This is a genomic window from Citrobacter sp. Ca225 (assembly GCF_030337175.1).
GTDB classification, from domain to species: Bacteria; Pseudomonadota; Gammaproteobacteria; order Enterobacterales; family Enterobacteriaceae; genus Citrobacter_A; species Citrobacter_A amalonaticus.
In genome coordinates this window covers 47,160-68,372 of sequence record NZ_JAOWCD010000090.1, presented here as the reverse complement: position 1 = coordinate 68,372, position 21,213 = coordinate 47,160, and the positions used below count along the sequence as shown (strand labels likewise).

The 21,213-nt window shown below is 53.8% G+C and carries 19 protein-coding genes; 12 read left to right on the top strand and 7 right to left on the bottom strand.

Features of this window, described 5'->3' with window-relative positions:
- Positions 1-383 precede the first annotated feature (383 nt).
- Positions 384-665, bottom strand: coding sequence for a YjcB family protein (locus tag OGW13_RS17010; RefSeq protein WP_042999048.1), 282 nt, complete (start codon positions 663-665; stop codon positions 384-386).
- 596 nt (positions 666-1,261) lie between these two features.
- Between OGW13_RS17010 and pdeC the strand changes: the two genes are divergently transcribed.
- A complete protein-coding gene (gene pdeC / locus OGW13_RS17005) occupies positions 1,262-2,848 on the top strand; it encodes a cyclic di-3',5'-guanosine monophosphate phosphodiesterase PdeC (RefSeq protein WP_042999049.1) in 1,587 nt (528 codons plus the stop codon).
- A gap of 2 nt (positions 2,849-2,850) precedes the next feature.
- On the opposite strand, the gene soxS is transcribed toward pdeC, so the two are convergent.
- Entirely contained in the window at positions 2,851-3,174 is a 324-nt protein-coding gene (soxS, locus tag OGW13_RS17000; protein ID WP_042321117.1) for a superoxide response transcriptional regulator SoxS, read from the bottom strand.
- Positions 3,175-3,260: 86 nt separating this feature from the next.
- Between soxS and soxR the strand changes: the two genes are divergently transcribed.
- The 4 genes from soxR (at position 3,261) to OGW13_RS16980 (ending at position 8,140) form a co-directional block, all read left to right on the top strand.
- Positions 3,261-3,725 (top strand): redox-sensitive transcriptional activator SoxR, encoded by a 465-nt coding sequence (soxR, locus tag OGW13_RS16995; protein ID WP_042321119.1) that lies wholly within the window; start codon positions 3,261-3,263, stop codon positions 3,723-3,725.
- Positions 3,726-3,979: 254 nt separating this feature from the next.
- The gene (locus OGW13_RS16990; RefSeq protein ID WP_109739577.1) at positions 3,980-4,648 is read left to right on the top strand and encodes a glutathione S-transferase family protein; all 669 of its coding nucleotides are present in this window, start codon (positions 3,980-3,982) and stop codon (positions 4,646-4,648) included.
- 346 nt (positions 4,649-4,994) lie between these two features.
- Positions 4,995-6,344 (top strand): guanine/hypoxanthine transporter GhxP, encoded by a 1,350-nt coding sequence (gene ghxP / locus OGW13_RS16985; RefSeq protein WP_042321123.1) that lies wholly within the window; start codon positions 4,995-4,997, stop codon positions 6,342-6,344.
- 149 nt (positions 6,345-6,493) lie between these two features.
- Positions 6,494-8,140, top strand: coding sequence for a Na+/H+ antiporter (locus tag OGW13_RS16980; RefSeq protein WP_042999051.1), 1,647 nt, complete (start codon positions 6,494-6,496; stop codon positions 8,138-8,140).
- Between the two features lie 491 nt (positions 8,141-8,631).
- Here the strand turns inward: OGW13_RS16980 and OGW13_RS16975 are convergent, their stop codons facing one another.
- The gene (locus OGW13_RS16975; protein WP_155273573.1) at positions 8,632-8,769 is read right to left on the bottom strand and encodes a hypothetical protein; all 138 of its coding nucleotides are present in this window, start codon (positions 8,767-8,769) and stop codon (positions 8,632-8,634) included.
- A gap of 107 nt (positions 8,770-8,876) precedes the next feature.
- Here OGW13_RS16975 and OGW13_RS16970 point away from each other — a divergent pair, with 107 nt between their 5' ends.
- The 4 genes from OGW13_RS16970 (at position 8,877) to mgtU (ending at position 12,670) form a co-directional block, all read left to right on the top strand.
- Positions 8,877-9,572 carry an MgtC family protein gene (locus OGW13_RS16970; RefSeq protein ID WP_042999052.1) on the top strand — a complete coding sequence of 232 codons (696 nt, stop codon included), beginning with the start codon at positions 8,877-8,879 and terminating at the stop codon, positions 9,570-9,572.
- 155 nt (positions 9,573-9,727) lie between these two features.
- The gene (mgtA, locus tag OGW13_RS16965) at positions 9,728-12,460 is read left to right on the top strand and encodes a magnesium-translocating P-type ATPase (protein WP_287116310.1); all 2,733 of its coding nucleotides are present in this window, start codon (positions 9,728-9,730) and stop codon (positions 12,458-12,460) included.
- 18 nt (positions 12,461-12,478) lie between these two features.
- Positions 12,479-12,571, top strand: coding sequence for a protein MgtR (gene mgtR / locus OGW13_RS16960; protein WP_094030729.1), 93 nt, complete (start codon positions 12,479-12,481; stop codon positions 12,569-12,571).
- A gap of 12 nt (positions 12,572-12,583) precedes the next feature.
- Positions 12,584-12,670 (top strand): magnesium transporter protection protein MgtU, encoded by an 87-nt coding sequence (gene mgtU, locus OGW13_RS16955; RefSeq protein ID WP_252869633.1) that lies wholly within the window; start codon positions 12,584-12,586, stop codon positions 12,668-12,670.
- Positions 12,671-13,038: 368 nt separating this feature from the next.
- Here mgtU and OGW13_RS16945 read toward each other — a convergent pair whose 3' ends face one another.
- Positions 13,039-13,941: a LysR family transcriptional regulator gene (locus tag OGW13_RS16945; protein ID WP_042999054.1), complete on the bottom strand. Its 903-nt coding sequence runs from the start codon at positions 13,939-13,941 to the stop codon at positions 13,039-13,041.
- A 103-nt stretch (positions 13,942-14,044) separates the two neighbouring features.
- On the opposite strand from OGW13_RS16945, the gene OGW13_RS16940 reads away from it, so the two are divergent.
- Together OGW13_RS16940 and OGW13_RS16935 are read left to right on the top strand one after the other, a co-directional pair.
- On the top strand, positions 14,045-14,455 hold the full coding sequence (locus OGW13_RS16940) for a CidA/LrgA family protein (protein ID WP_042999055.1): 411 nt from the start codon (positions 14,045-14,047) through the stop codon (positions 14,453-14,455).
- Entirely contained in the window at positions 14,448-15,137 is a 690-nt protein-coding gene (locus OGW13_RS16935) for an LrgB family protein (protein WP_044257358.1), read from the top strand. Before OGW13_RS16940 ends, OGW13_RS16935 begins: the two co-directional genes overlap by 8 nt.
- A 42-nt stretch (positions 15,138-15,179) precedes the next feature.
- On the opposite strand, the gene actP is transcribed toward OGW13_RS16935, so the two are convergent.
- The 3 genes from actP to acs form a co-directional block, all read right to left on the bottom strand.
- Positions 15,180-16,829, bottom strand: a complete 1,650-nt coding sequence (gene actP, locus OGW13_RS16930; protein ID WP_042999057.1) for a cation/acetate symporter ActP — start codon at positions 16,827-16,829, stop codon at positions 15,180-15,182.
- Positions 16,826-17,140 carry a DUF485 domain-containing protein gene (locus OGW13_RS16925; RefSeq protein ID WP_042999058.1) on the bottom strand — a complete coding sequence of 105 codons (315 nt, stop codon included), beginning with the start codon at positions 17,138-17,140 and terminating at the stop codon, positions 16,826-16,828. The genes actP and OGW13_RS16925 overlap by 4 nt, the downstream gene beginning before the upstream one ends.
- A 235-nt stretch (positions 17,141-17,375) precedes the next feature.
- Positions 17,376-19,334, bottom strand: a complete 1,959-nt coding sequence (gene acs / locus OGW13_RS16920) for an acetate--CoA ligase (RefSeq protein ID WP_044257356.1) — start codon at positions 19,332-19,334, stop codon at positions 17,376-17,378.
- Between the two features lie 429 nt (positions 19,335-19,763).
- Between acs and nrfA the strand changes: the two genes are divergently transcribed.
- Entirely contained in the window at positions 19,764-21,200 is a 1,437-nt protein-coding gene (gene nrfA, locus OGW13_RS16915) for an ammonia-forming nitrite reductase cytochrome c552 subunit (protein ID WP_042999061.1), read from the top strand.
- Positions 21,201-21,213: the final 13 nt, after the last annotated feature.

Genomic DNA, 21,213 nt, shown 5'->3' with positions numbered 1-21,213 from the left:
TGTAAATTTAGGAAAGGAGGTGTTTATGTTTGGAATATACAATACCAAGAGATTGATTTTATTGATTATGTTTGCAATCGCTGTGGCGGCGATTAGTGGTATTTCAACCTATTTCTTTGTAAAATATCTGGGGTGAGAATAATAAAAACAGTCTTCCTTACATAACTTTTAAATCCTGAAAAATAATGACATTAGGGAAATCAGAGACAACGGGGAAATATATTATGAAGCGCAGCCTGCCGAATAAACGGGCCGCGCCATATAAGCGAATAATCGAGGCGGGCTTGCTGAAATCGAAGGGGAATCGAGTGTGTCCACAACAAACACCGATGGGATTATCTGGAAACAATAAAAAAGCCTCCGTCAGGGAGGCTTAGGTGACATCAGGTCAATACCATCGGCCATTCCGGCGGCGTCTGGCTCATTACTTCAACCATCACGGATTCAATGTTGTTCCAGATGGCGGAGAGATCCATCAGGGTGATGCCGAGTAATCCCGTCGCAAACCAACAGGCGGCGACAACCCCGAGCCCACTGCTGATCACTGCCAGACCAATGTAATCTGAGCGACGAAAACGAATATTCAATGTGCTGGCGAGAAACATGAGCACAGCGCTCAGCAGCTGCCAGCGGAGAAGAACCACGCCAGTGGTTAGGGTAGCCATGAAAGATTTCCTCTGAGAATAGCAGGTGCCCTGGACAGCGCGGCGTTTTCACGGGAGGCGTGGCGCACTCTGGCTATCGATGGGCATTCACATCAACACCGAATGAAACATTGTTTTTGTTTCATAATATTTGTGAACTATATCACGGTTAGGCGACCGTTCGCCAGCCTGTCGACTTCTTTTTTGTCTGTTTTATAACCATAATAAAAACATGGTTATTGATTCAATGATCGACATGCTTTTACCGTGGTACAACCGAAAAGCGCGACGTAATAAAGAGGCAATGGCTTTACCTTGTTTGTATTGTCAAAAAATAAGCAGACGAAGAAATTTAACTTAATTTCATTTTGCGAATGAGCCAACAAAACTTTCATAAAACACGACTCCTTTCGCAGAATGGATTACCCTTAATAAAATTAATCGTCACTGCGGGTTTGCTTTATGGTCGAATATTATCACCATCCTGCAATATCAGACTTTTGCTAATAAAAGTCTGTTGCTAATATTGATAGATTCATGCAACGTAACCACCTGTGTAATTTAGCATCCTGTCTTGATGATAACAGGCATATGAAATGCAGGGATAAAGGGCTGAAATGAATCATCGGGTGCGACGCAAGGTGCTGAGGTTCCTCGGGATAATCATGGTGGTTTTGCTCCCCGTGATGCTGGCGCTATGGTTTGCCCACCTGCAAGCAACGTCCCAAACCAGTAAGCAACTGAGCATTTTTGCTCATCTGGCTTTAGATAAAACAGAACTGGTCGTTTTACAGGCAGACTTAGCCCGCGATGCCGCTGAACAGTATCAGGGACAAGCGTGTACGCCGGCGCATCAACAACGAATGTTGAATATTATCCGAGGGCGCCTGTATATCAACGAGTTAATTTATGCGCAAGGCGATCGTTTTTTATGCTCAACGGTAATGGCACCGTCAGCGCCCTATATTATGCCAACGGCAAACTATAAACGAAAACCCAATATCGCTATTTATTACTTTCGCGATACGCCTTTTTTCACCGGTTATAAAATGACGTATATGCAACGTGGAAACTATGTTGCCGTGATCAATCCATTGTCATATAGCGAAGTGATGTCCGAAGACCCCGAGCTGGCCTGGGGGGTCTATGACACGGTAACCAACACCTTTTTCTCCCTTAGCGAACAGGCCTGGGCGGCTCAACTGTTGCCACTGGTCCAGCGTAATCAGTCTGTCTTCCGGCAGGACGACCGTTTTTATACCGTCGTCCAATCGGATAAACGCCCCATAGCGGTCATTGTGTCGACCTCGATGCAGCGGTTTTATCAGAATCTGTATCAGCAATTGCTGATCGCGCTTCCGTTGGCGGTCATCAGCAGTATTTTGCTATTAATGTTCTGGTCTCGGGCGCGTCGGCAATACTACTCGCCGCGGCGCATGCTCCAGCGCGCGCTTAAACAGCGTCAGCTTTGCCTGCACTATCAGCCGATCATTGATATCAAAAACGAGAAATGCGTGGGGGCGGAAGCGCTGCTGCGCTGGCCGGGTTGTAAAGATCAGGTGATGAGTCCGGCGGAGTTTATCCCGCTGGCGGAAAAAGAGGGGATGATCGCGCAGATTACCGACTACGTGGTGGAAGAAGTGTTCAGTGATATGGGGACGTTTCTGGCTGCAAATCCACAGTTGTATATCTCTATCAACCTTTCCGCATCGGATTTCCACTCTTCACGATTGATTGCCATGATCGCGGATAAAGCGCGCGAACATGGCGTGCTTGCGCAACAAATAAAAGTCGAAGTGACCGAGCGAGGATTTATCGATGTGCCGAAAACCACGCCGGTGATCCAGGCATTTCGTCAGGCAGGCTATGAAGTGGCGATTGATGATTTCGGCACCGGCTACTCTAACCTGCACAACCTCTATTCCCTGAACGTTGATATTCTTAAGATCGACAAGTCCTTTATCGATACGCTGACCACCAACAGTACCAGCCATCTGATTGCGGAACATATCATTGAGATGGCGCAAAGCCTGCGTCTGAAAACCATCGCAGAAGGCGTGGAGACGGCGGATCAGGTGAGCTGGCTGCTTAAACGCGGGGTGCAGTACTGTCAGGGGTGGCACTTTGCGAAGGCGCTGCCGCCGCAGGACTTCATTCACTGGCTGCAACAACCGCCCGCACTCCTGATGCAGCGCGGGCAGTAATACTACAGGCGGTGGCGGTAGTCGCTGGGGGTGCGATCAAATTCCCGGCGAAACACGCGGGAAAATGTCTGTTGCGACACATAACCTAAATCCATCGCAATATCGAATATCGGTCGCTCGGTGTTGCGCAGCTCAACGGCGGCCAACAGCAGTCGGCGCTGACGGATATAGTCACCCAACGTCTGGCGCATTACTGTGCGGAACATCCTCTGTAAATACCACTTTGAATAACCTGATTTTTTCGCGACCACATCAATGTTCAGCGGTTGGTCGATATGTTCATCAATCCATTCAATAAGGGTCTGAATAATTTGCTGATGGGACATATTGCTGCCTCCTTCTCAGTGTTCGATTCGTCTATTTGTCTGCGGGCGAGTATAATTCCTCAAGTTAACTTGAGGTAAAGCGATTTATGGAAAAGAAATTACCGCGTATAAAAGCGATGCTCACGCCGGGCGAAGTGGCAAAGCGTAGCGGCGTGGCGGTGTCCGCATTGCATTTCTATGAAAGTAAGGGGCTTATCAGCAGTATCCGCAATAGCGGCAATCAGCGCAGATACCGGCGTGACGTGTTGCGTTATGTCGCGATTATCAAGATTGCTCAGCGAATCGGTATCCCACTGGCGACTATCAGTGAAGCACTGGGCGTGTTGCCGGAAGGTCATACCCTCAGCGCTAAAGAGTGGAAGCAACTCTCCTCGCAATGGCGCGAAGAGCTGGACCGTCGCATTCATACGCTGGTGGCGCTGCGTGATGAGCTGGATGGTTGCATCGGCTGTGGCTGCTTGTCGCGCAAAGACTGTCCGTTACGTAACCCCGGAGATCGGCTGGGCGAAGAGGGTACGGGCGCGCGTCTGCTGGAAGATGAACAAAACTAAAGCGCCGCAAGGGCGCTTTAGTTTGTTTTCCGGTCTTTGTCTTTCTCTCTATCCCGCTGGTTCACGGGAGGGTTTCCCCCGACGTCAACACCCCTCATTCGAGCACGTGGTGGAGGTTCCGGTTTGTGTTGATACTGTAAGTGTAAGCCGCGTTATCCCGTTTGCCAGTGTATCTGGCGACTTTTTAGGCGAATTTTTTTCGCCATCTCCCATAATTTACTAGAGTGAGTATGAGGAAATGACGGGAGAACATCATGCTGACGGTGCATCATTTAAACCAGTCCCGCTCACAGCGCATTCTCTGGGCGCTGGAGGAGCTATCGCTGCCTTACCAGATTGTGCGTTACCAGCGTGAAAAGAACATGCTCGCTCCGCCGGCACTGAAGAAAATTCATCCGCTGGGGAAATCCCCCGTAGTGGAAGATAACGGCGCGATCCTCGCGGAGTCAGGGGCGATTCTCGACTATTTGCAGGACACCTATGACAGCGAAGGGAAGTTTAAACCGGCTGATGCACAATCCGTTCTCCAGTATCGCTTCTGGTTGCATTACGCCGAGGGTTCGCTGATGCCGTTGCTGTTAATGAAGCTGGTCTTCACCAGTCTGGGGAAACCGCCCGTGCCGTTTGGTTTGCGCACGCTGGGCGGCGTGCTGGGGCAGGGCGTACAAAAAGCGTATCTCAATCCGCAACTGGAAACCCACGCGCGCTTTATTGACGCGCACCTCGCTGAGCGTCCGTGGTTTGCCGGAGACCATCTCAGCATGGCGGATATCCAGATGAGTTTTCCTCTTTTTGCGCTACTGGCGCGCGGTGGTATTGCCGATCTTCCCCATATCAGCGCGTGGAAAAAACGCGTGGAAATGCGTCCTGCCTGGCAACGTGCCATTCAGCAGGGAGGACCTTTTGCCATTCCCGGTGGTTGATGACGGTTTTTTAACCGTCTTGCCTCCTGCATTTGCGACGCGATCCGGCTAACTATGTTGCCGGATTGCGCATTGACGATAACGTTTGCGCATCAGTTGGTGATTTCTTCAGCGTTAGTGCAAGAAATGAGTAAAAAGCGGCAAAGTTCAGTTGAAAATCCTCGTATGATCGCTGGATAATCGTTTGCTTTTTTTACAACCCGTTTTTTTATGCGCGGAGCTAAACGTTTGCTTTTTGCGACACCCCTCTTTGTCGCGATCAGAGCACAGGGAGTTGACGTTGCGCTGGCAGTGGATTGTCCACCACGCATAAGAACGAATAATAAACTCTCAGGGGATGTTTTCTATGTCTACGCCTTCAGCGCGTACCGGCGGTTCGCTCGACGCCTGGTTTAAAATTTCACAACGTGGAAGCACTGTCCGTCAGGAAGTGGTGGCAGGTTTAACAACGTTTCTGGCGATGGTGTACTCCGTTATCGTCGTGCCTGGCATGCTGGGTAAAGCCGGATTCCCGCCCGCGGCGGTGTTCGTCGCGACCTGTCTGGTAGCCGGTCTGGGCTCTATTGTCATGGGGTTGTGGGCCAACCTGCCGCTGGCGATTGGTTGCGCCATCTCGCTGACCGCCTTCACCGCGTTCAGTCTGGTACTGGGCCAGCAGATTAGTGTTCCGGTCGCACTGGGTGCGGTATTCCTGATGGGGGTGCTGTTTACCATTATCTCCGCCACCGGGATCCGTAGCTGGATCCTGCGCAATTTACCGCAGGGCATCGCGCACGGTACCGGCATCGGTATTGGCCTGTTTTTACTGCTGATTGCGGCGAACGGCGTGGGTCTGGTTATCAAGAACCCGCTGGATGGCCTGCCCGTAGCGCTTGGTCACTTCGCTACTTTCCCGGTGATTATGTCGCTGGTGGGTCTGGCGGTAATTATCGGTCTGGAGAAACTGAAAGTGCCGGGCGGCATTCTGCTGACTATTATCGGCATTTCTGTCGTTGGTCTGATTTTCGATCCGGCGGTGAAATTCTCCGGCATTTTTGCCATGCCGTCGCTGAGCGATGAAACCGGTAAATCACTGATTGGCAGCCTGGATATCATGGGCGCGCTGAACCCGGTTGTTCTGCCAAGCGTTCTGGCGCTGGTAATGACCGCTGTGTTTGATGCCACCGGCACCATCCGTGCCGTGGCGGGTCAGGCGAATCTGCTGGATAAAGACGGGCAGATTATTGACGGCGGTAAAGCACTGACCACAGACTCCCTGAGCAGCGTGTTCTCCGGTCTGGTGGGTGCGGCGCCGGCAGCAGTCTACATTGAGTCGGCAGCCGGTACGGCGGCGGGGGGGAAAACTGGCCTGACCGCCATTACCGTTGGCGTGCTGTTCCTGCTGATCCTGTTCCTTTCCCCGCTCTCTTACCTCGTTCCGGTGTATGCCACGGCGCCTGCGCTGATGTACGTCGGTCTGCTGATGCTGAGCAACGTGGCGAAAATCGATTTCGCTGACTTTGTCGATGCGATGGCGGGTCTGGTGACGGCGGTATTCATTGTACTGACTTGTAACATCGTGACCGGCATCATGATTGGTTTTGCCACGCTGGTGATTGGCCGTGTGGTGTCGGGTGAATGGCGCAAGCTGAACATCGGCACCGTAGTGATCGCCGTGGCGCTGGTGGCGTTCTATGCCGGTGGCTGGGCCATTTGATTCCGAAAGTGATTCCGAAAAACGGGTGGCGTTTGCCGCCCGTTTTTATTTTCAGCACACACTCGTTGTCTTTTGCGATACTCTGAGAAAGGTAAAATTGAGGCACGACGCCTCTCAAACACATAAGAAACATCGCAAACAGGGAACGCATGGAAATCTTCTTCACAATACTCATCATGACCCTTGTGGTCTCGCTGTCCGGGGTATTTACGCGCGTATTGCCCTTCCAGCTCCCCTTACCCCTCATGCAGATTGCTATTGGCGCGCTGTTGGCGTGGCCCACGTTTGGTCTGCACGTAGAATTTGACCCCGAACTGTTTCTGGTCCTGTTTATCCCGCCGCTGCTGTTTGCGGATGGCTGGAAGACGCCAACGCGAGAATTTCTTGAACATGGGCGAGAGATTTTCGGTCTGGCGCTGGCGCTGGTGCTGGTCACCGTGGTCGGGATTGGTTTTCTGATTTACTGGCTGGTGCCGGGCATTCCGTTGATTCCGGCCTTTGCGCTGGCTGCCGTGCTGTCGCCAACCGATGCGGTTGCGCTTTCCGGTATTGTCGGTGAAGGGCGGATCCCTAAGAAAATCATGGGCATCCTGCAAGGTGAGGCGCTGATGAATGACGCCTCCGGTCTGGTATCTTTGAAATTTGCCGTTGCGGTGGCGATGGGCACGATGGTGTTTACCGTCGGCGGCGCGACGGTGGAGTTCTTTAAGGTGGCGATCGGCGGTATCCTCGCGGGCTTTGTGGTCAGTTGGCTGTACGGTCGCTCGCTGCGCTTTCTCAGCCGCTGGGGCGGCGATGAGCCAGCGACGCAAATCGTCCTGCTGTTCCTGCTGCCGTTCGCATCGTACCTGATCGCAGAACATATCGGCGTCTCCGGGATCCTCGCGGCGGTCGCCGCCGGGATGACCATCACCCGCTCCGGGGTGATGCGCCGTGCGCCGCTGGCGATGCGTCTGCGCGCCAACAGCACCTGGGCGATGCTTGAGTTTGTGTTTAACGGCATGGTCTTTTTGCTGTTGGGCCTGCAACTGCCGGGCATTCTCGAGTCGTCGCTGGTGGCAGCGGAGGCCGATCCGAACGTGGAAATCTGGATGCTATTTACCGATATCATTCTGATTTATGTGGCGCTGATGCTGGTGCGTTTCGGCTGGCTGTGGACGATGAAAAACTTCAGCATGCGTTTCCTGAAAAAGAAACCGATGGAGTTTGGCTCCTGGACGACACGGGAAATTTTGATCGCCTCCTTTGCGGGCGTTCGCGGGGCTATCACCCTCGCGGGTGTCCTGTCTATCCCGCTGCTGCTGCCAGATGGCAACGTCTTCCCGGCGCGCTACGAACTGGTCTTCCTGGCCGCTGGCGTGATTCTGTTCTCGCTGTTTGTCGGCGTGATTATGCTGCCGATTCTGCTGCAACATCTGGAAGTGGCCGATCATTCTCAGCAACTGAAAGAGGAGCGGATTGCCCGCGCGGCGACGGCGGAGGTGGCGATTGTCGCCATTCAGAAGATGGAAGAGCGTCTGGCGGCGGATACCGAAGAGAACATTGATAATCAGCTGCTGACCGAGGTGAGTTCCCGCGTCATCGGTAACCTGCGGCGTCGTGCCGACGGGCGTAACGATGTTGAGAGTTCGCTCCAGGAAGAGAATCTGGAACGCCGCTTCCGTCTCGCGGCGCTGCGTTCAGAGCGGGCGGAGCTGTATCACCTGCGCGCCACGCGTGAAATCAGCAATGAAACGCTGCAAAAACTGCTGCACGATCTCGACCTGCTGGAAGCGTTACTGATCGAAAATCAGTAACACCGTCATGTTGCCCGGTGGCGCTACGCTTACCGGGCATCGACCCGGGCGGCAGATTCAGCGGACCGTCGAATCCCTGACGGATATGTCCTGGAATCGCCTGGTGAGCGAAACGACGTCATTCTGAGCCATACCGATTTTCAGTCTGTAGAAAAGTAGTCAGGTCATACGTATCCCGCGTAGTGTATGGCAACAACAGGACCGGGAGACGGCAGATTTTAAATTTGCAGCCTTCAGGCTGCTTAGTTCTATCCCGCTATGATTGGTGCATGGTAGGGCAGGATTAGGTGCTGATAGCAGCGATCGTGACGTCGATAATTAATGACGTCTTTGATTAGTGAATTAACCCCGGTTCGCGCCGGGGTGGGCTTTGCGCATTAAGGTCATTCTAAACAAATCGTCACTAAAGCGAGATTTTAACTTTACTCGAATAATTGAATGATTATAATGAGCACAAATTCACACAGGAGAAATATGTTGGACAGTCACCCTTATTTATACATAAAGGCAAGCTGACGTAATTTTTTCTGCGCTGCTTGCCTACCGGCGGGCAGCAATCTCCTCATCCAGACGATTGCATCCCATAAAGAATAACGCAGCATGGCTGCGAGGATAATCGTCATGTTCATGTTTAAAAATACATTATTCCCTCCACCGTCAACGCGACGTTAATCGCCTTTCCGGCGACAATTCGTCGTGTGCTTAATAAAGCACGTAGTTAATTCTTCCAACATAAATGGAGGAAGCTATGTTGATGTTTCCTTATATCGCAAATTTACTCGCTGCGATGCTATTGGGCGCGCTGATTGGCGCTGAAAGACAGTGGCGTCAGCGTATGGCCGGCCTGCGCACTAACGCGCTGGTCGCCACCGGCGCGGCGGTTTTTATTCTGAGCTCCATTTCAACCTCTCCGGACAGCCCTGGACGTATTGCCGCGCAGGTGGTTTCCGGAATTGGTTTTCTCGGTGCCGGCGTCATCATGCGTGAAGGCATGAACGTGCGCGGCCTGAATACCGCTGCAACCTTGTGGTGCTCTGCGGCGATTGGCGTGCTGTGTGGACTGGGCCAGTTCTGGCAAGCGGCGGCGGCAACGCTGATAATCCTCTGCGCCAATATTCTACTGCGCGAAGCGGCGCAGAGAATTAATCAGATCCCCGGCGCGACAGAAGAAGAGAAATGCTACGTTCTGAATATTGTCTGTCAAAGCGAATATGAAAACGCGATTCGTCAGCTATTGCTTAATATCAGTAAAGAGATGACGCTCAGCCTTCAGGGACTGGTGTCAACAGCAGCAAAAGAACAAGGGCATAAAGAAATTCGCATCGAACTGGTGGGTAATACCGACTGCCGCAAAGCGCGAGACCTTATTATGTCAAGAGTTGGCGGGGACGAAAACATTACGTCAGTCCGCTGGTGTGTCGAGGGGAGTTAACCTCGCGGCTATTCTACTCCGACAATCATTTGTCTAAGGAGGGAATGATGAATATTCCCAGGCAATTAAAGTAATAAGCGTTTAATAACGTAAAAATGAATTATGCATAAATCATTTATGCAGGGATAACGACGTCTTAAATTTGAGGATTAATCATGACTGACATGAAAATAGTAAACCGGAAAATAAACCGGTCTGCGTCAGAAAATGATAAGCAGCATAAAAAAAGCTTCGCCATTGAAACCGAGGCATTTAACAGCCCGGATCATACGCTGGCGCGGTTAAACAGCAGTCGCCACGGGCTCACCAACGAAGATGCCCTTGAACGACTGGATGAATATGGCCGCAATGAAGTGGCGCATGAGCAGGCGCCGCCAGCATTGATCCAGCTTTTGCAGGCATTCAATAACCCGTTTATCTATGTCCTGATGGCGCTGGCCGCCGTCAGCTTCGTGACCGATTACTGGCTACCGCTGCGTAACGGCGAAGAGACCGATCTGACCGGGATCATCATTATCGTCACGATGGTTAGCCTGAGCGGGTTATTGCGTTTCTGGCAGGAGTTTCGTACCAACAAAGCGGCGCAGGCGCTGAAATCCATGGTCCGCACCACGGCTACCGTGCTGCGTCGCGGTCCCGGGAATCTGGGGTCGGTGCAGGAGGAGATTGCCATTGAGGAGCTGGTGCCCGGTGACATCATCTTCCTGGCAGCAGGGGATCTGGTTCCGGCGGACGTCCGTTTGCTGGAGTCCCGGGACCTGTTTGTTAGTCAGTCGATACTCAGCGGCGAGTCGCTGCCGGTTGAGAAGTATGATGTTCTGGCCAGCGTTTCCGGCAAAGGGTGTGACAGGCTTCCTGAGCCGAACAAAAATAAAAGCCTGCTGGAGATGGGCAATATCTGTCTGATGGGCACTAACGTGACCAGCGGCAGGGCGCAGGCGGTGGTGGTGGCCACCGGAAACCGTACCTGGTTTGGCTCGCTGGCGAAATCCATCGTTGGCACGCGTACCCAGACGGCGTTCGACCGCGGGGTAAACAGCGTCAGCTGGCTGTTGATTCGATTTATGCTGGTGATGGTACCGATTGTGCTGCTGATTAACGGCTTCAGCAAAGGTGACTGGGTTGAGGCCTCGCTGTTTGCCCTGGCGGTAGCGGTTGGCCTGACGCCGGAAATGCTGCCGATGATCGTCAGCTCTAACCTGGCGAAAGGCGCTATCGCCATGTCGCGGCGCAAAGTGATCGTCAAGCGGCTGAATGCCATTCAGAACTTTGGCGCGATGGACGTGCTGTGTACCGATAAAACCGGCACGCTGACTCAGGACAATATCATTCTTGAGCATCACCTTGATGTCAGCGGTCATGAGAGCGACCGGGTGCTGACGCTGGCCTGGCTGAATAGCAGTAGCCAGAGCGGGGCGCGCAACCTGATGGACCGGGCGGTGCTGCGCTTTGGCGAGGGCAGGATTGCGTCAGCGACCAAAGAGCGTTTTGTCAAACTGGATGAACTGCCGTTTGATTTTGTACGCCGTCGGGTATCGGTTTCGGTGGAAGATGTTCGCCACGGTGACAAAAGTCTGATCTGCAAAGGCGCTGTCGAAGAGATGCTGATGGTCGCCACGCATCTTCGTGAAGGCGATAACGTTGTGGCGCTGGATGAAACCCGACGCGATCTGCTGTTAGCCAAAACGAAGGATTATAACGCCCAGGGCTTCCGCGTGCTGCTGGTCGCAACTCGCAAGCTGGATGACTCCGCTCTGACCACGCCGCTGTGCACCGCCGATGAGCAGGGACTGACGGTTGAAGGGATGTTGACTTTCCTCGATCCGCCGAAAGAGAGCGCGGGAAAAGCCATTGCCGCGCTGCGCGACAACGGCGTGGCGGTGAAAGTCCTGACCGGCGATAATCCGGTGGTTACGGCGCGTATTTGCCTGGAAGTGGGCATTGATGCCCACGGCATCCTGACCGGGGCCCAGATTGAAGCGATGACGGATAATGAACTGGAGCGCGAAGTGGAAAAGCGCGCGGTATTCGCCAAACTGACGCCGCTGCAGAAGTTGCGCATCCTGAAAATGCTGCAGAAAAACGGGCACACCGTCGGTTTTCTCGGCGACGGCATCAATGATGCGCCGGCCCTGCGCGATGCGGATGTAGGCATTTCGGTCGACAGCGCGGCAGATATCGCCAAAGAGGCATCGGATATCATCCTGCTGGAAAAGGATCTGATGGTGCTGGAAGAAGGGGTGATCAAAGGCCGTGAGACCTTCGGCAACATCATTAAATATCTGAATATGACCGCCAGTTCTAACTTCGGCAACGTCTTTTCGGTACTGGTGGCCAGCGCGTTTATTCCGTTCCTGCCGATGCTGGCGATTCATCTGCTGATACAGAACCTGATGTACGATCTCTCTCAGCTCTCGCTGCCGTGGGACAAAATGGACAACGAATTTTTGCGCAAACCGCGCAAGTGGGATGCGAAGAACATCGGCCGTTTTATGCTGTGGATTGGACCGACGTCGTCTATTTTTGATATCACCACCTTCGCGCTGATGTGGTACGTGTTTGCGGCGAATAACGTCGAAGCCCAGGCGCTGTTCCAGTCCGGGTGGTTTATTGAAGGGCTGCTGTCGCAAACGCTGGTCGTGCATATGCTGAGAACGCAGAAAATTCCGTTTATTCAGAGTCGGGCGACGTTGCCGGTGCTACTCACTACCGCGGTGATTATGGCGATCGGGATCTACGTTCCGTTCTCGCCAGTGGGAGCGATGGTCGGGCTGGAGCCGCTGCCGCTAAGCTACTTCCCGTGGCTGGTCGCGACGCTGCTCAGCTATTGCCTGGTGGCGCAGGGCATGAAGCGTTTCTATATCAAACGTTTCGGTCAGTGGTTCTGATGATAAGGAGGCGCTGAGATGAACCGTTCTCCGGACACTATCGTCGCGCTGATATTTTTCCTGATGGGGCTGCTGGTGCTGCTGTTAGCAATCTGGCAAATCTTGTTCTGAAAGGGGGGCGCGATGCACAGAGGATCGCTGGATAAAGTCTTTATCCGGGTGGTGATTATCGCATTCATCATTATTTTGCTGACAATCTGGATTAGATAAGGGGCTTTTTGTCTCGCCTGTTTGCCGGGCAGCGGCTAACGTCATGCCCGGCCTACTGTTCACATACAGGAAATTGAATTTTTTCAGCCCTGGAATGTGGTGGTTGAAATTTGACCATTTTTTATTGGTACGCCAGCAGACAAACCGGCACTACGAGAGGATGGTCATTTCGGCATTTTAAGGCGGTTTTTTGTACTTTCAGCGAATAGCAGGCGGATCTTACCTGCGTCAGGCCGGGATATACCTCATCAGACCGATCTTGCGCGCATGGGTTTTCAGTCCCTGAACATTCAGACCTGTCACCGCATGGCGGTAAACCATCACTTCTGCGCAAATCGATATCGCACAGGCCACCGATGGCGGGATGCTTAACGGGCAACTGAGGGCACTTGCTCCGCCCAAAAACCTTCGCAGCACGATAACCACGCTTTGGCGCTGTGTGAGAGATACACCCCTTCGCGCCAAATCATCCCCAACTGCCAGCGCAACTCGCTTTCCAGCGGGATCCAGCGCAGCGTATTTTTGTCCAGCCGTTCGCAGATGGGCTCCGGCAGAATGGCAATCCCCACGCCCGCCTGCACCATCGCCGCAAGAAAGTCCCACTGTCCGCTGCGTACCGCGATACGCGGCTTGACGTCATGCTCACTGAACAACTGCATTAACTGGCGGCTCAGGGCGAAATCTTCGTTGTAGATTAACAGCGGATGCTCGGCCAGCGCTTCTGGCGATACGGACTGGCAGGTGGTCCACTGACCGGAACGTGGCACCAGTACGCACAGGGGGTGGCTGAATACGGGTAACGTCGCCAGACCACTTTCTTCTTCCACGGGTAGCGCGGTCATCGCAACGTCCAGTTCACCATTCATCACCGCCTGCTGCACCGTTAACCCGCCAAACTCGGAAACCTTGAGCTCTACGCCGGGGTAACGCTGGCGAAACAGGCCGATCGGTCCGGCCATCAGCATGCCGACCATCGGCGGAATGCCAAGGCGCAGCAGCCCTTTGTTGAGATGGTTGATGTCGCCCAGTTCGGCTTCCAGTTGACGAAACTCGGCCAGAATCGCCAGCCCGCGTTCAAACACCACGCGACCGGTATCGGTGAGCAATAGCTTGCGGCCGTCGCGGATCAGAAGCGTACAGTTCAGTTCATCTTCCAGATTTTTCAACATCTTGCTGATGGTCGGTTGGGTGACAAAGAGCTTCTCTGCTGCGCGGGTGAAGCTCTGTTGGCGCACCACTTCAACAAAATAACGCAGCGTTCTGATATCCATGAGTATTCCTTCCGACTATGCCTGTAATGATTTTAATTCATTTCAGTCATCGGCGGGGTCTCTCTATACTGGCGTTCCCTATTATTTTTCAGGATGTTCCCTCATGGCTGTGGCGATAAGCCGCGTTACGCCTGCCGTTTTGCAACGACTTCAGGTTCCGGTTCAGGTACTGCTGTATGCAGGTTTGTTTATCGTTGCGCAATATCTTGTCTCCTGGCTGCATCTGCCGTTACCGGCCAATCTGGTGGGGATGGTGTTGATGCTGGCGCTGATTGTCTGTCGCATCCTGCCGCTGAGCTGGGTTCGCGCCGGGGCGCGCTGGCTACTGGCGGAGATGCTGCTGTTTTTTGTTCCGGCGGTCGTGGCGGTGGTGAACTATGCCCATCTGCTGCTGGTGGACGGCTGGCGGATTTTTTCGGTCATTGCGATCAGTACGCTAATGGTGCTCGGTGCCACGGCATGGGTGGTGGATAAGGTCTATCGCTATGAGATAAGCAGGTTAAACCGTGACTAATCTCCAGCTCAGCGTGCTCTGCCTGGCGATTACGCTGGTTATCTATTTCGCCAATAAACGTCTGTACCGTCGTTTTCGTAAGCTGCCGTTGATGCCGCTGGTCCTCACGCCCGCGCTGCTGGTGTTGATGCTGGTGTTGGGGCATATCTCCTGGCAAAGCTATATCGGTGAATCCCATTGGCTGTTGTGGCTGCTTGGCCCGGCAACGATCGCTTTTGCCGTGCCGGTTTACGACAATTTCGCCATCATCAAACGTCACTGGATGTCACTGACCGCAGGCGTGGTGACGGCAACGGTGGTCGCGGTGACCAGTTCCGTCTGGCTGGCGCGCTTATTTACCCTGCCGGACGAAATTCAGCGCAGCCTGGCGGTGCGTTCGGTGACCACGCCGTTTGCCCTTGCGGCGGCTGAACCATTGGGTGGGCAGCCGGATTTAGTGGCGCTGTTCGTGGTGGTGACCGGCGTCTTTGGCATGGCGGTCGGGGATGCGCTGTTTTTACGTCTGTCGATTCGTGAAGGGATGGCGAAAGGCGCAGGATTTGGCGCGGCGTCGCACGGCGCAGGAACGGCGCGTTCGTATGAGCTTGGTCAGCAGGAGGGCGTGGTTGCCAGCCTGGTGATGATGCTTTCTGGTGTGGTGATGGTGCTGGTCGCCCCGCTGGTGGCAAGGCTGATGTTCTGATAATGGATCCCCGGTCAGCGTGACCGGGGAAAAGCATGTCGATTAGTGGGCACGGCCTTGTTCGACGCCGAAGCCCGTCTGGGAACGGATAAACTGAGCACGGAACTGCTCACGCTCGCGATTCCCTTCTGTCGAGTTATCCGTGGCAGAGAAGAACCAGATCCCCAGGAATGCCACGGTAATGGAGAACAGCGCCGGGTATTCATACGGGAAGATAGCTTTTTCGTGGCCGAGGATTTGTACCCAAATGGTGGGGCCAAGAACCATCAGCACGACGGCCGTCAGCAGACCCAACCAGCCGCCCATCATCGCGCCACGCGTGGTCAGCTTCGACCAGTACATGGAAAGCAGGATGATCGGGAAGTTGCAGCTCGCGGCGATAGCAAACGCCAGACCCACCATGAAAGCGATGTTTTGATTCTCGAACAGCACGCCGAGAATAATCGCAATCACGCCCAGCACCAGCACGGTGATTTTCGACACCCGCAACTCTTCACGTTCGGTCGCCCCTTTACGGAACACGTTCGCATACAGATCGTGAGAAACCGCAGATGCACCCGCCAGCGTGAGACCAGCGACGACCGCCAGAATGGTGGCGAACGCCACGGCGGAAATAAAGCCGAGGAACAGGTTACCGCCCACCGCATTCGCCAAATGTACCGCCGCCATGTTGTTCCCGCCAATCAATGCGCCCGCCGCGTCTTTATACGCCGGATTGGCACCGACCAGCATGATGGCGCCAAAGCCGATGATGAAGGTCAGGATGTAGAAATAACCCATAAAACCGGTGGCATAGAACACGCTCTTACGCGCTTCGCGGGCATCGCTGACCGTGAAGAAACGCATCAGGATGTGCGGCAGGCCTGCCGTACCAAACATCAGGCCGAGCCCCAGTGAAAGCGCGGAGATTGGGTCTTTCACCAACCCGCCTGGGCTCATAATCGCAGAGCCTTTCGGGTGAACCGCCATCGCTTCGGTGAACAGGTTATTGAAGCTAAAGCCGACGTGCTTCATCACCATAAAGGCCATAAAGCTGGCGCCGAACAGCAGCAGCACGGCTTTGATGATCTGCACCCACGTGGTTGCCAGCATGCCGCCGAACAGCACGTACATCATCATCAGCACGCCGACCAGCACCACCGCAATGTGGTAGTTCAGGCCGAACAGCAGTTCAATCAGTTTGCCCGCACCGACCATCTGTGCAATCAGATAAAGGGCAACCACCACCAGCGAACCGCAGGCCGACAGAATACGGATCGGGCCTTGCTTCAGGCGATAAGAGGCCACATCGGCAAAGGTATAGCGACCGAGGTTACGCAGACGCTCGGCGATCAGGAACAGGATGATCGGCCAGCCGACGAGGAAGCCCAGCGAGTAGATCAACCCGTCATAGCCGGAGGTAAACACCAGTGCGGAGATCCCGAGGAACGACGCCGCCGACATGTAATCGCCCGCAATCGCCAGTCCGTTCTGGAAGCCGGTGATATTTCCGCCCGCCGTATAGTAGTCGCTGCGTGAACGTACGCGTTTAGAGGCCCAGTACGTAATACCCAGCGTAAACACAACGAAAATCAGAAACATGACAATCGCCTGCCAGTTGGTTGGCTGGCGTTGTACTGCACCGCTAATGGCATCCGCCGCGTTGGCCGCGAAGGGTAGTGTGGCGGCAAGCGCCGTCAGGACTCTCTTCATAATGCGTTAACCTCGTGCAGTACTGCCTTGTTCAGACGGTCAAATTCGCCGTTCGCTCGCCAGATGTAGATGCCGGTCAGAACGAAAGAGATCAGAATCACCCCCACGCCAATCGGAATACCCCGGGTGACGCTGGTTCCCTCATGAAGCGGGGTTCCCAGCCAGCCAGGCGCAAAAGCAATCAGTAAAATAAAGCTGATATAGACCACCAGCATGATGATCGACAGTATCGTGGCAAACCGTTGCCTTTTTTCAACTAATTCCCTGAAACGCGCACTGTCTTCTATCCGCTGATAAATGGTGTCATTCATCACAGAGTCTCCAGAGGCCCCCTGAGTCTTTCATGCCACAGATGCGTTGGCCGCACTTGCCCACCCCAGTCACATAGTGAACGATGTGACCGGGGATGTGCTCGCTTGCCGCCTTCCTGTGACACGAAATCCTTTGGGGAGGTTTTTATATTTCCCCTCCCAATGAAGAGAGGGTAGGGTCAGAACTTGTAGGGGCGTAGGCCGGATCAGCGCAACGCCATCCGGCATCTTTTTATTATGATGGCATCGCGATGGCCTGCTTCTCTTCGAGCAGCTTCTCTACCACGCCAGGATCGGCGAGCGTCGAGGTATCGCCCAGATTGCTGGTATCGCCCGCCGCGATCTTGCGCAAAATACGGCGCATGATTTTGCCGGAACGGGTTTTTGGCAGTGAGTCGGTCCAGTGCAGCACGTCTGGCGTCGCCAGCGGGCCAATCTCTTTACGTACCCAGTTGCGCACGTCGGCGTACAGTTCAGGCGACGGCTCTTCGCCGTGATTCAGCGTCACATAGGCATAAATCGCCTGGCCCTTGATGTTATGCGGAATGCCGACCACCGCCGCTTCGGCAATCTTGGGATGCGCCACCAGCGCGGATTCAATTTCCGCCGTGCCCAGACGGTGACCGGAGACGTTCAGCACGTCGTCAACGCGCCCGGTGATCCAGTAGTAACCGTCTTCGTCACGACGCGCGCCATCGCCGCTGAAGTACATGTTTTTAAAGGTTGAGAAGTAGGTTTGCTCAAAGCGTTCATGATCGCCGAACAGCGTACGCGCCTGTCCAGGCCAGGAGTCGGTGATCACCAGGTTGCCTTCGGTGGCCCCTTCCTGCGGATGGCCTTCGTTATCCACCAGCGCCGGCTGCACGCCGAAGAACGGGCGGGTAGCGGAACCCGCTTTCAGTTCGGTTGCGCCCGGCAGCGGGGTGATCATGAAGCCACCGGTTTCGGTCTGCCACCAGGTATCCACCACCGGGCATTTTTCGTTACCGATCTTTTTCCAGTACCACTCCCACGCTTCCGGGTTGATCGGCTCGCCAACCGATCCCAGAATGCGCAGCGATGAGCGGTCAGTGCCCTCAATCGCCTTATCGCCTTCCGCCATCAGGGCGCGGATCGCCGTCGGCGCGGTGTAGAGAATATTGACCTTATGCTTATCCACCACCTGGCTCATGCGCGCCGGCGTCGGCCAGTTCGGCACGCCTTCAAACATCAGCGTGGTAGCGCCGCAGGCCAGCGGCCCATACAGCAGGTAGCTATGTCCGGTAACCCAACCCACATCGGCGGTGCACCAGTAGATATCGCCCGGATGGTAATCAAACACATATTTAAAGGTCGTTGCGGCATATACCAGATAGCCGCCGGTGGTGTGCAACACGCCCTTCGGTTTACCGGTGGAGCCCGAGGTATAGAGGATGAACAGCGGATCTTCGGCGTTCATCTCTGCGGGTTGATGCTCAGGGCTGGCTTTTTCAATCAGATCGCTCCACCACAGGTCGCGACCTTCCTGCCACTCGATGTTGCCGCCGGTGCGCTTGAGTACAACCACATGCTCGATGGTTTTCACGTTCGGGTTTTTCAGCGCATCGTCGACGTTTTTCTTCAGCGGAATGCTGCGACCAGCGCGCACGCCTTCATCAGCGGTAATCACCAGCTTCGAACTGGAATCAATGATGCGACCGGCGACCGCTTCCGGCGAGAAACCGCCGAAGATCACCGAATGTATGGCACCAATGCGGGCGCAGGCCAGCATCGCGACGGCGGCCTCTGGCACCATTGGCATATAGATCGCCACCACATCGCCTTTTTTAATCCCCAGATCCTGCAGCGTATTGGCGAAACGGCAGACATCGCGATGCAGTTCGCGATAGCTAATATGTTTGCTCTGCGAGGCGTCATCGCCTTCCCAGATGATGGCGGTGCGTTCGCCATTTTCCTGCAGGTGGCGGTCGAGACAGTTGGCCGCCAGGTTCAGCGTGCCGTCCTCATACCATTTAATGGAGACATTGCCCGGTGCGAAAGAGGTGTTCTTCACTTTCTGGTACGGCGTGATCCAGTCGAGAATTTTTCCCTGCTCGCCCCAGAAGGTATCTGGCTCGTTAATAGATTGTTGATACTTCGCTTCGTACTGCTCCGGATTTATCAGGCAACGATCCGCAATGTTTGCGGGAATAGCGTGTTTGTGAATTTGGCTCATGGCTTTTGTTCTCCTTGTAGGATGTTAATAATATGTCTCACAAACGTTAAATGTAGGGGCTTTGACAGTTTTGTTTAGCTTTTGCGCGACAGATCACGCAATACAGGAATTGTGCAAATTAACGGCAATACGTTTTTTGAAGGAAACCAACAAAAGTTGGTAAAATCTTTCCGTTACAGAGGGTTATGTTAATTATTCACGAACGGTGATCGAGGTCGAAAAAGAGGAAAGGAGTAGAGAAAAAACGGCTTGACTAACTCTAAAGTGGTATTTTACATACACTTACAATTGATTAAAGACAACATTTTGAGTGTGGTTTTTTGTTACATCTAGATTAGGGCAATGTCATGGCTGTGTGTGGTTATCGTCATGGATAGAATAAAAAAGAACCGTCATTGAACGCAATGGCGCAATCTGGATGAGACCTCTATGGCAAGGATTACACTACGCGCACGTCGTTTCTTCAGCCTGATCGTACCGCTGTTTTTCATTTCTGCGGTTTATGCTGAGCAAACGCCCGAACCCGCAAAATCAGTTACCGTTGAAGCGAAGAATGAAGTCTTCGCCCCTCAGCATCCCGATCAATACCTCTCATGGAAAGCGACTTCAGAGCAATCAAAACGTGAAGACGCGTTAGCGGAAGATCCCCGTCTGGTGATCTTGTGGGCGGGATATCCGTTCTCCCGTGATTACAACAAACCGCGTGGGCACGCCTATGCGGTGACCGACGTGCGTGAAACCTTACGTACCGGTGCCCCAAAAAACGCTGAAGACGGTCCATTGCCGATGGCCTGCTGGAGCTGTAAAAGCCCGGACGTGGCGCGTTTGATCCAGAAAGACGGTGAAGATGGCTACTTCCACGGCAAATGGGCGCGCGGCGGCCCGGAAATCGTGAATAACCTGGGCTGCGGCGACTGCCATAACACGGCGTCACCTGACTTTGCGAAAGGTAAACCTGAGCTGACGTTGTCTCGTCCGTATGCGGAACGTGCGATGGAGACCATCGGTAAGCCATTCGATAAAGCCGGTCGTTTCGACCAGCAGTCGATGGTTTGCGGGCAATGCCACGTTGAATATTATTTTGACGGCAAAGACAAAGCCGTGAAGTTCCCGTGGGATGACGGCATGAAAGTCGAAGACATGGAGAAATACTATGACGCCATTACCTTCTCTGACTGGACCAACTCGCTGTCAAAAGCGCCGATGCTGAAAGCACAGCATCCGGAATATGAAACCTGGAGCGTGGGTATTCACGGCAAAAACAATGTGACCTGTATTGACTGTCATATGCCGAAAGTGCAGAACGCCGAAGGAAAACTCTATACCGATCATAAGATTGGCAATCCGTTCGACAACTTCCCGCAAACCTGTGCGAACTGCCATACCCAGGACAAAGCCTCTCTGCAAAACGTGGTCGCTGAGCGTAAGAAGGCAATCAATGGGCTGAAAATCAAAGTTGAAGATCAACTGGTTCGTGCGCACTTCGAAGCGAAAGCGGCCTGGGATGCGGGCGCAACGGAAGCGGAAATGAAGCCGATTCTGAGCGATATCCGTCACGCGCAGTGGCGCTGGGATCTGGCCATTGCCTCTCACGGTATCCATATGCACGCCCCGGAAGAAGGTCTGCGGATGTTAGGTATCGCGATGGACAAAGCCGCCGATGCGCGGACTAAGCTGGCGCGTCTGTTGGCAACCAAAGGCATCACCCATGAAATCGCAATTCCGGATATCTCCACCAAAGAGAAAGCCCAGGCGGCCATTGGTCTGAACATGCAGCAGATTAACGCCGATAAACAGGACTTTATCAAAACGGTGATCCCGCAGTGGGAAGAACAGGCGCGTAAAAACGGTTTGTTAAGCCAATAACCCCATTCCGCCT

Excerpts from the sequence above, each read along its gene's own strand:
- OGW13_RS17010 (WP_042999048.1), bottom strand. The coding sequence starts at position 665 with ATGGCTACCCTAACCACTGGCGTGGTTCTTCTCCGCTGGCAGCTGCTG.
- pdeC (WP_042999049.1), top strand. The coding sequence starts at position 1,262 with ATGAATCATCGGGTGCGACGCAAGGTGCTGAGGTTCCTCGGGATAATC.
- soxS (WP_042321117.1), bottom strand. The coding sequence starts at position 3,174 with ATGTCCCATCAGCAAATTATTCAGACCCTTATTGAATGGATTGATGAA.
- soxR (WP_042321119.1), top strand. The coding sequence starts at position 3,261 with ATGGAAAAGAAATTACCGCGTATAAAAGCGATGCTCACGCCGGGCGAA.
- OGW13_RS16990 (WP_109739577.1), top strand. The coding sequence starts at position 3,980 with ATGCTGACGGTGCATCATTTAAACCAGTCCCGCTCACAGCGCATTCTC.
- ghxP (WP_042321123.1), top strand. The coding sequence starts at position 4,995 with ATGTCTACGCCTTCAGCGCGTACCGGCGGTTCGCTCGACGCCTGGTTT.
- OGW13_RS16980 (WP_042999051.1), top strand. The coding sequence starts at position 6,494 with ATGGAAATCTTCTTCACAATACTCATCATGACCCTTGTGGTCTCGCTG.
- OGW13_RS16975 (WP_155273573.1), bottom strand. The coding sequence starts at position 8,769 with ATGAACATGACGATTATCCTCGCAGCCATGCTGCGTTATTCTTTATGG.
- OGW13_RS16970 (WP_042999052.1), top strand. The coding sequence starts at position 8,877 with ATGGAGGAAGCTATGTTGATGTTTCCTTATATCGCAAATTTACTCGCT.
- mgtA (WP_287116310.1), top strand. The coding sequence starts at position 9,728 with ATGACTGACATGAAAATAGTAAACCGGAAAATAAACCGGTCTGCGTCA.
- mgtR (WP_094030729.1), top strand. The coding sequence starts at position 12,479 with ATGAACCGTTCTCCGGACACTATCGTCGCGCTGATATTTTTCCTGATG.
- mgtU (WP_252869633.1), top strand. The coding sequence starts at position 12,584 with ATGCACAGAGGATCGCTGGATAAAGTCTTTATCCGGGTGGTGATTATC.
- OGW13_RS16945 (WP_042999054.1), bottom strand. The coding sequence starts at position 13,941 with ATGGATATCAGAACGCTGCGTTATTTTGTTGAAGTGGTGCGCCAACAG.
- OGW13_RS16940 (WP_042999055.1), top strand. The coding sequence starts at position 14,045 with ATGGCTGTGGCGATAAGCCGCGTTACGCCTGCCGTTTTGCAACGACTT.
- actP (WP_042999057.1), bottom strand. The coding sequence starts at position 16,829 with ATGAAGAGAGTCCTGACGGCGCTTGCCGCCACACTACCCTTCGCGGCC.
- OGW13_RS16925 (WP_042999058.1), bottom strand. The coding sequence starts at position 17,140 with ATGAATGACACCATTTATCAGCGGATAGAAGACAGTGCGCGTTTCAGG.
- acs (WP_044257356.1), bottom strand. The coding sequence starts at position 19,334 with ATGAGCCAAATTCACAAACACGCTATTCCCGCAAACATTGCGGATCGT.
- nrfA (WP_042999061.1), top strand. The coding sequence starts at position 19,764 with ATGGCAAGGATTACACTACGCGCACGTCGTTTCTTCAGCCTGATCGTA.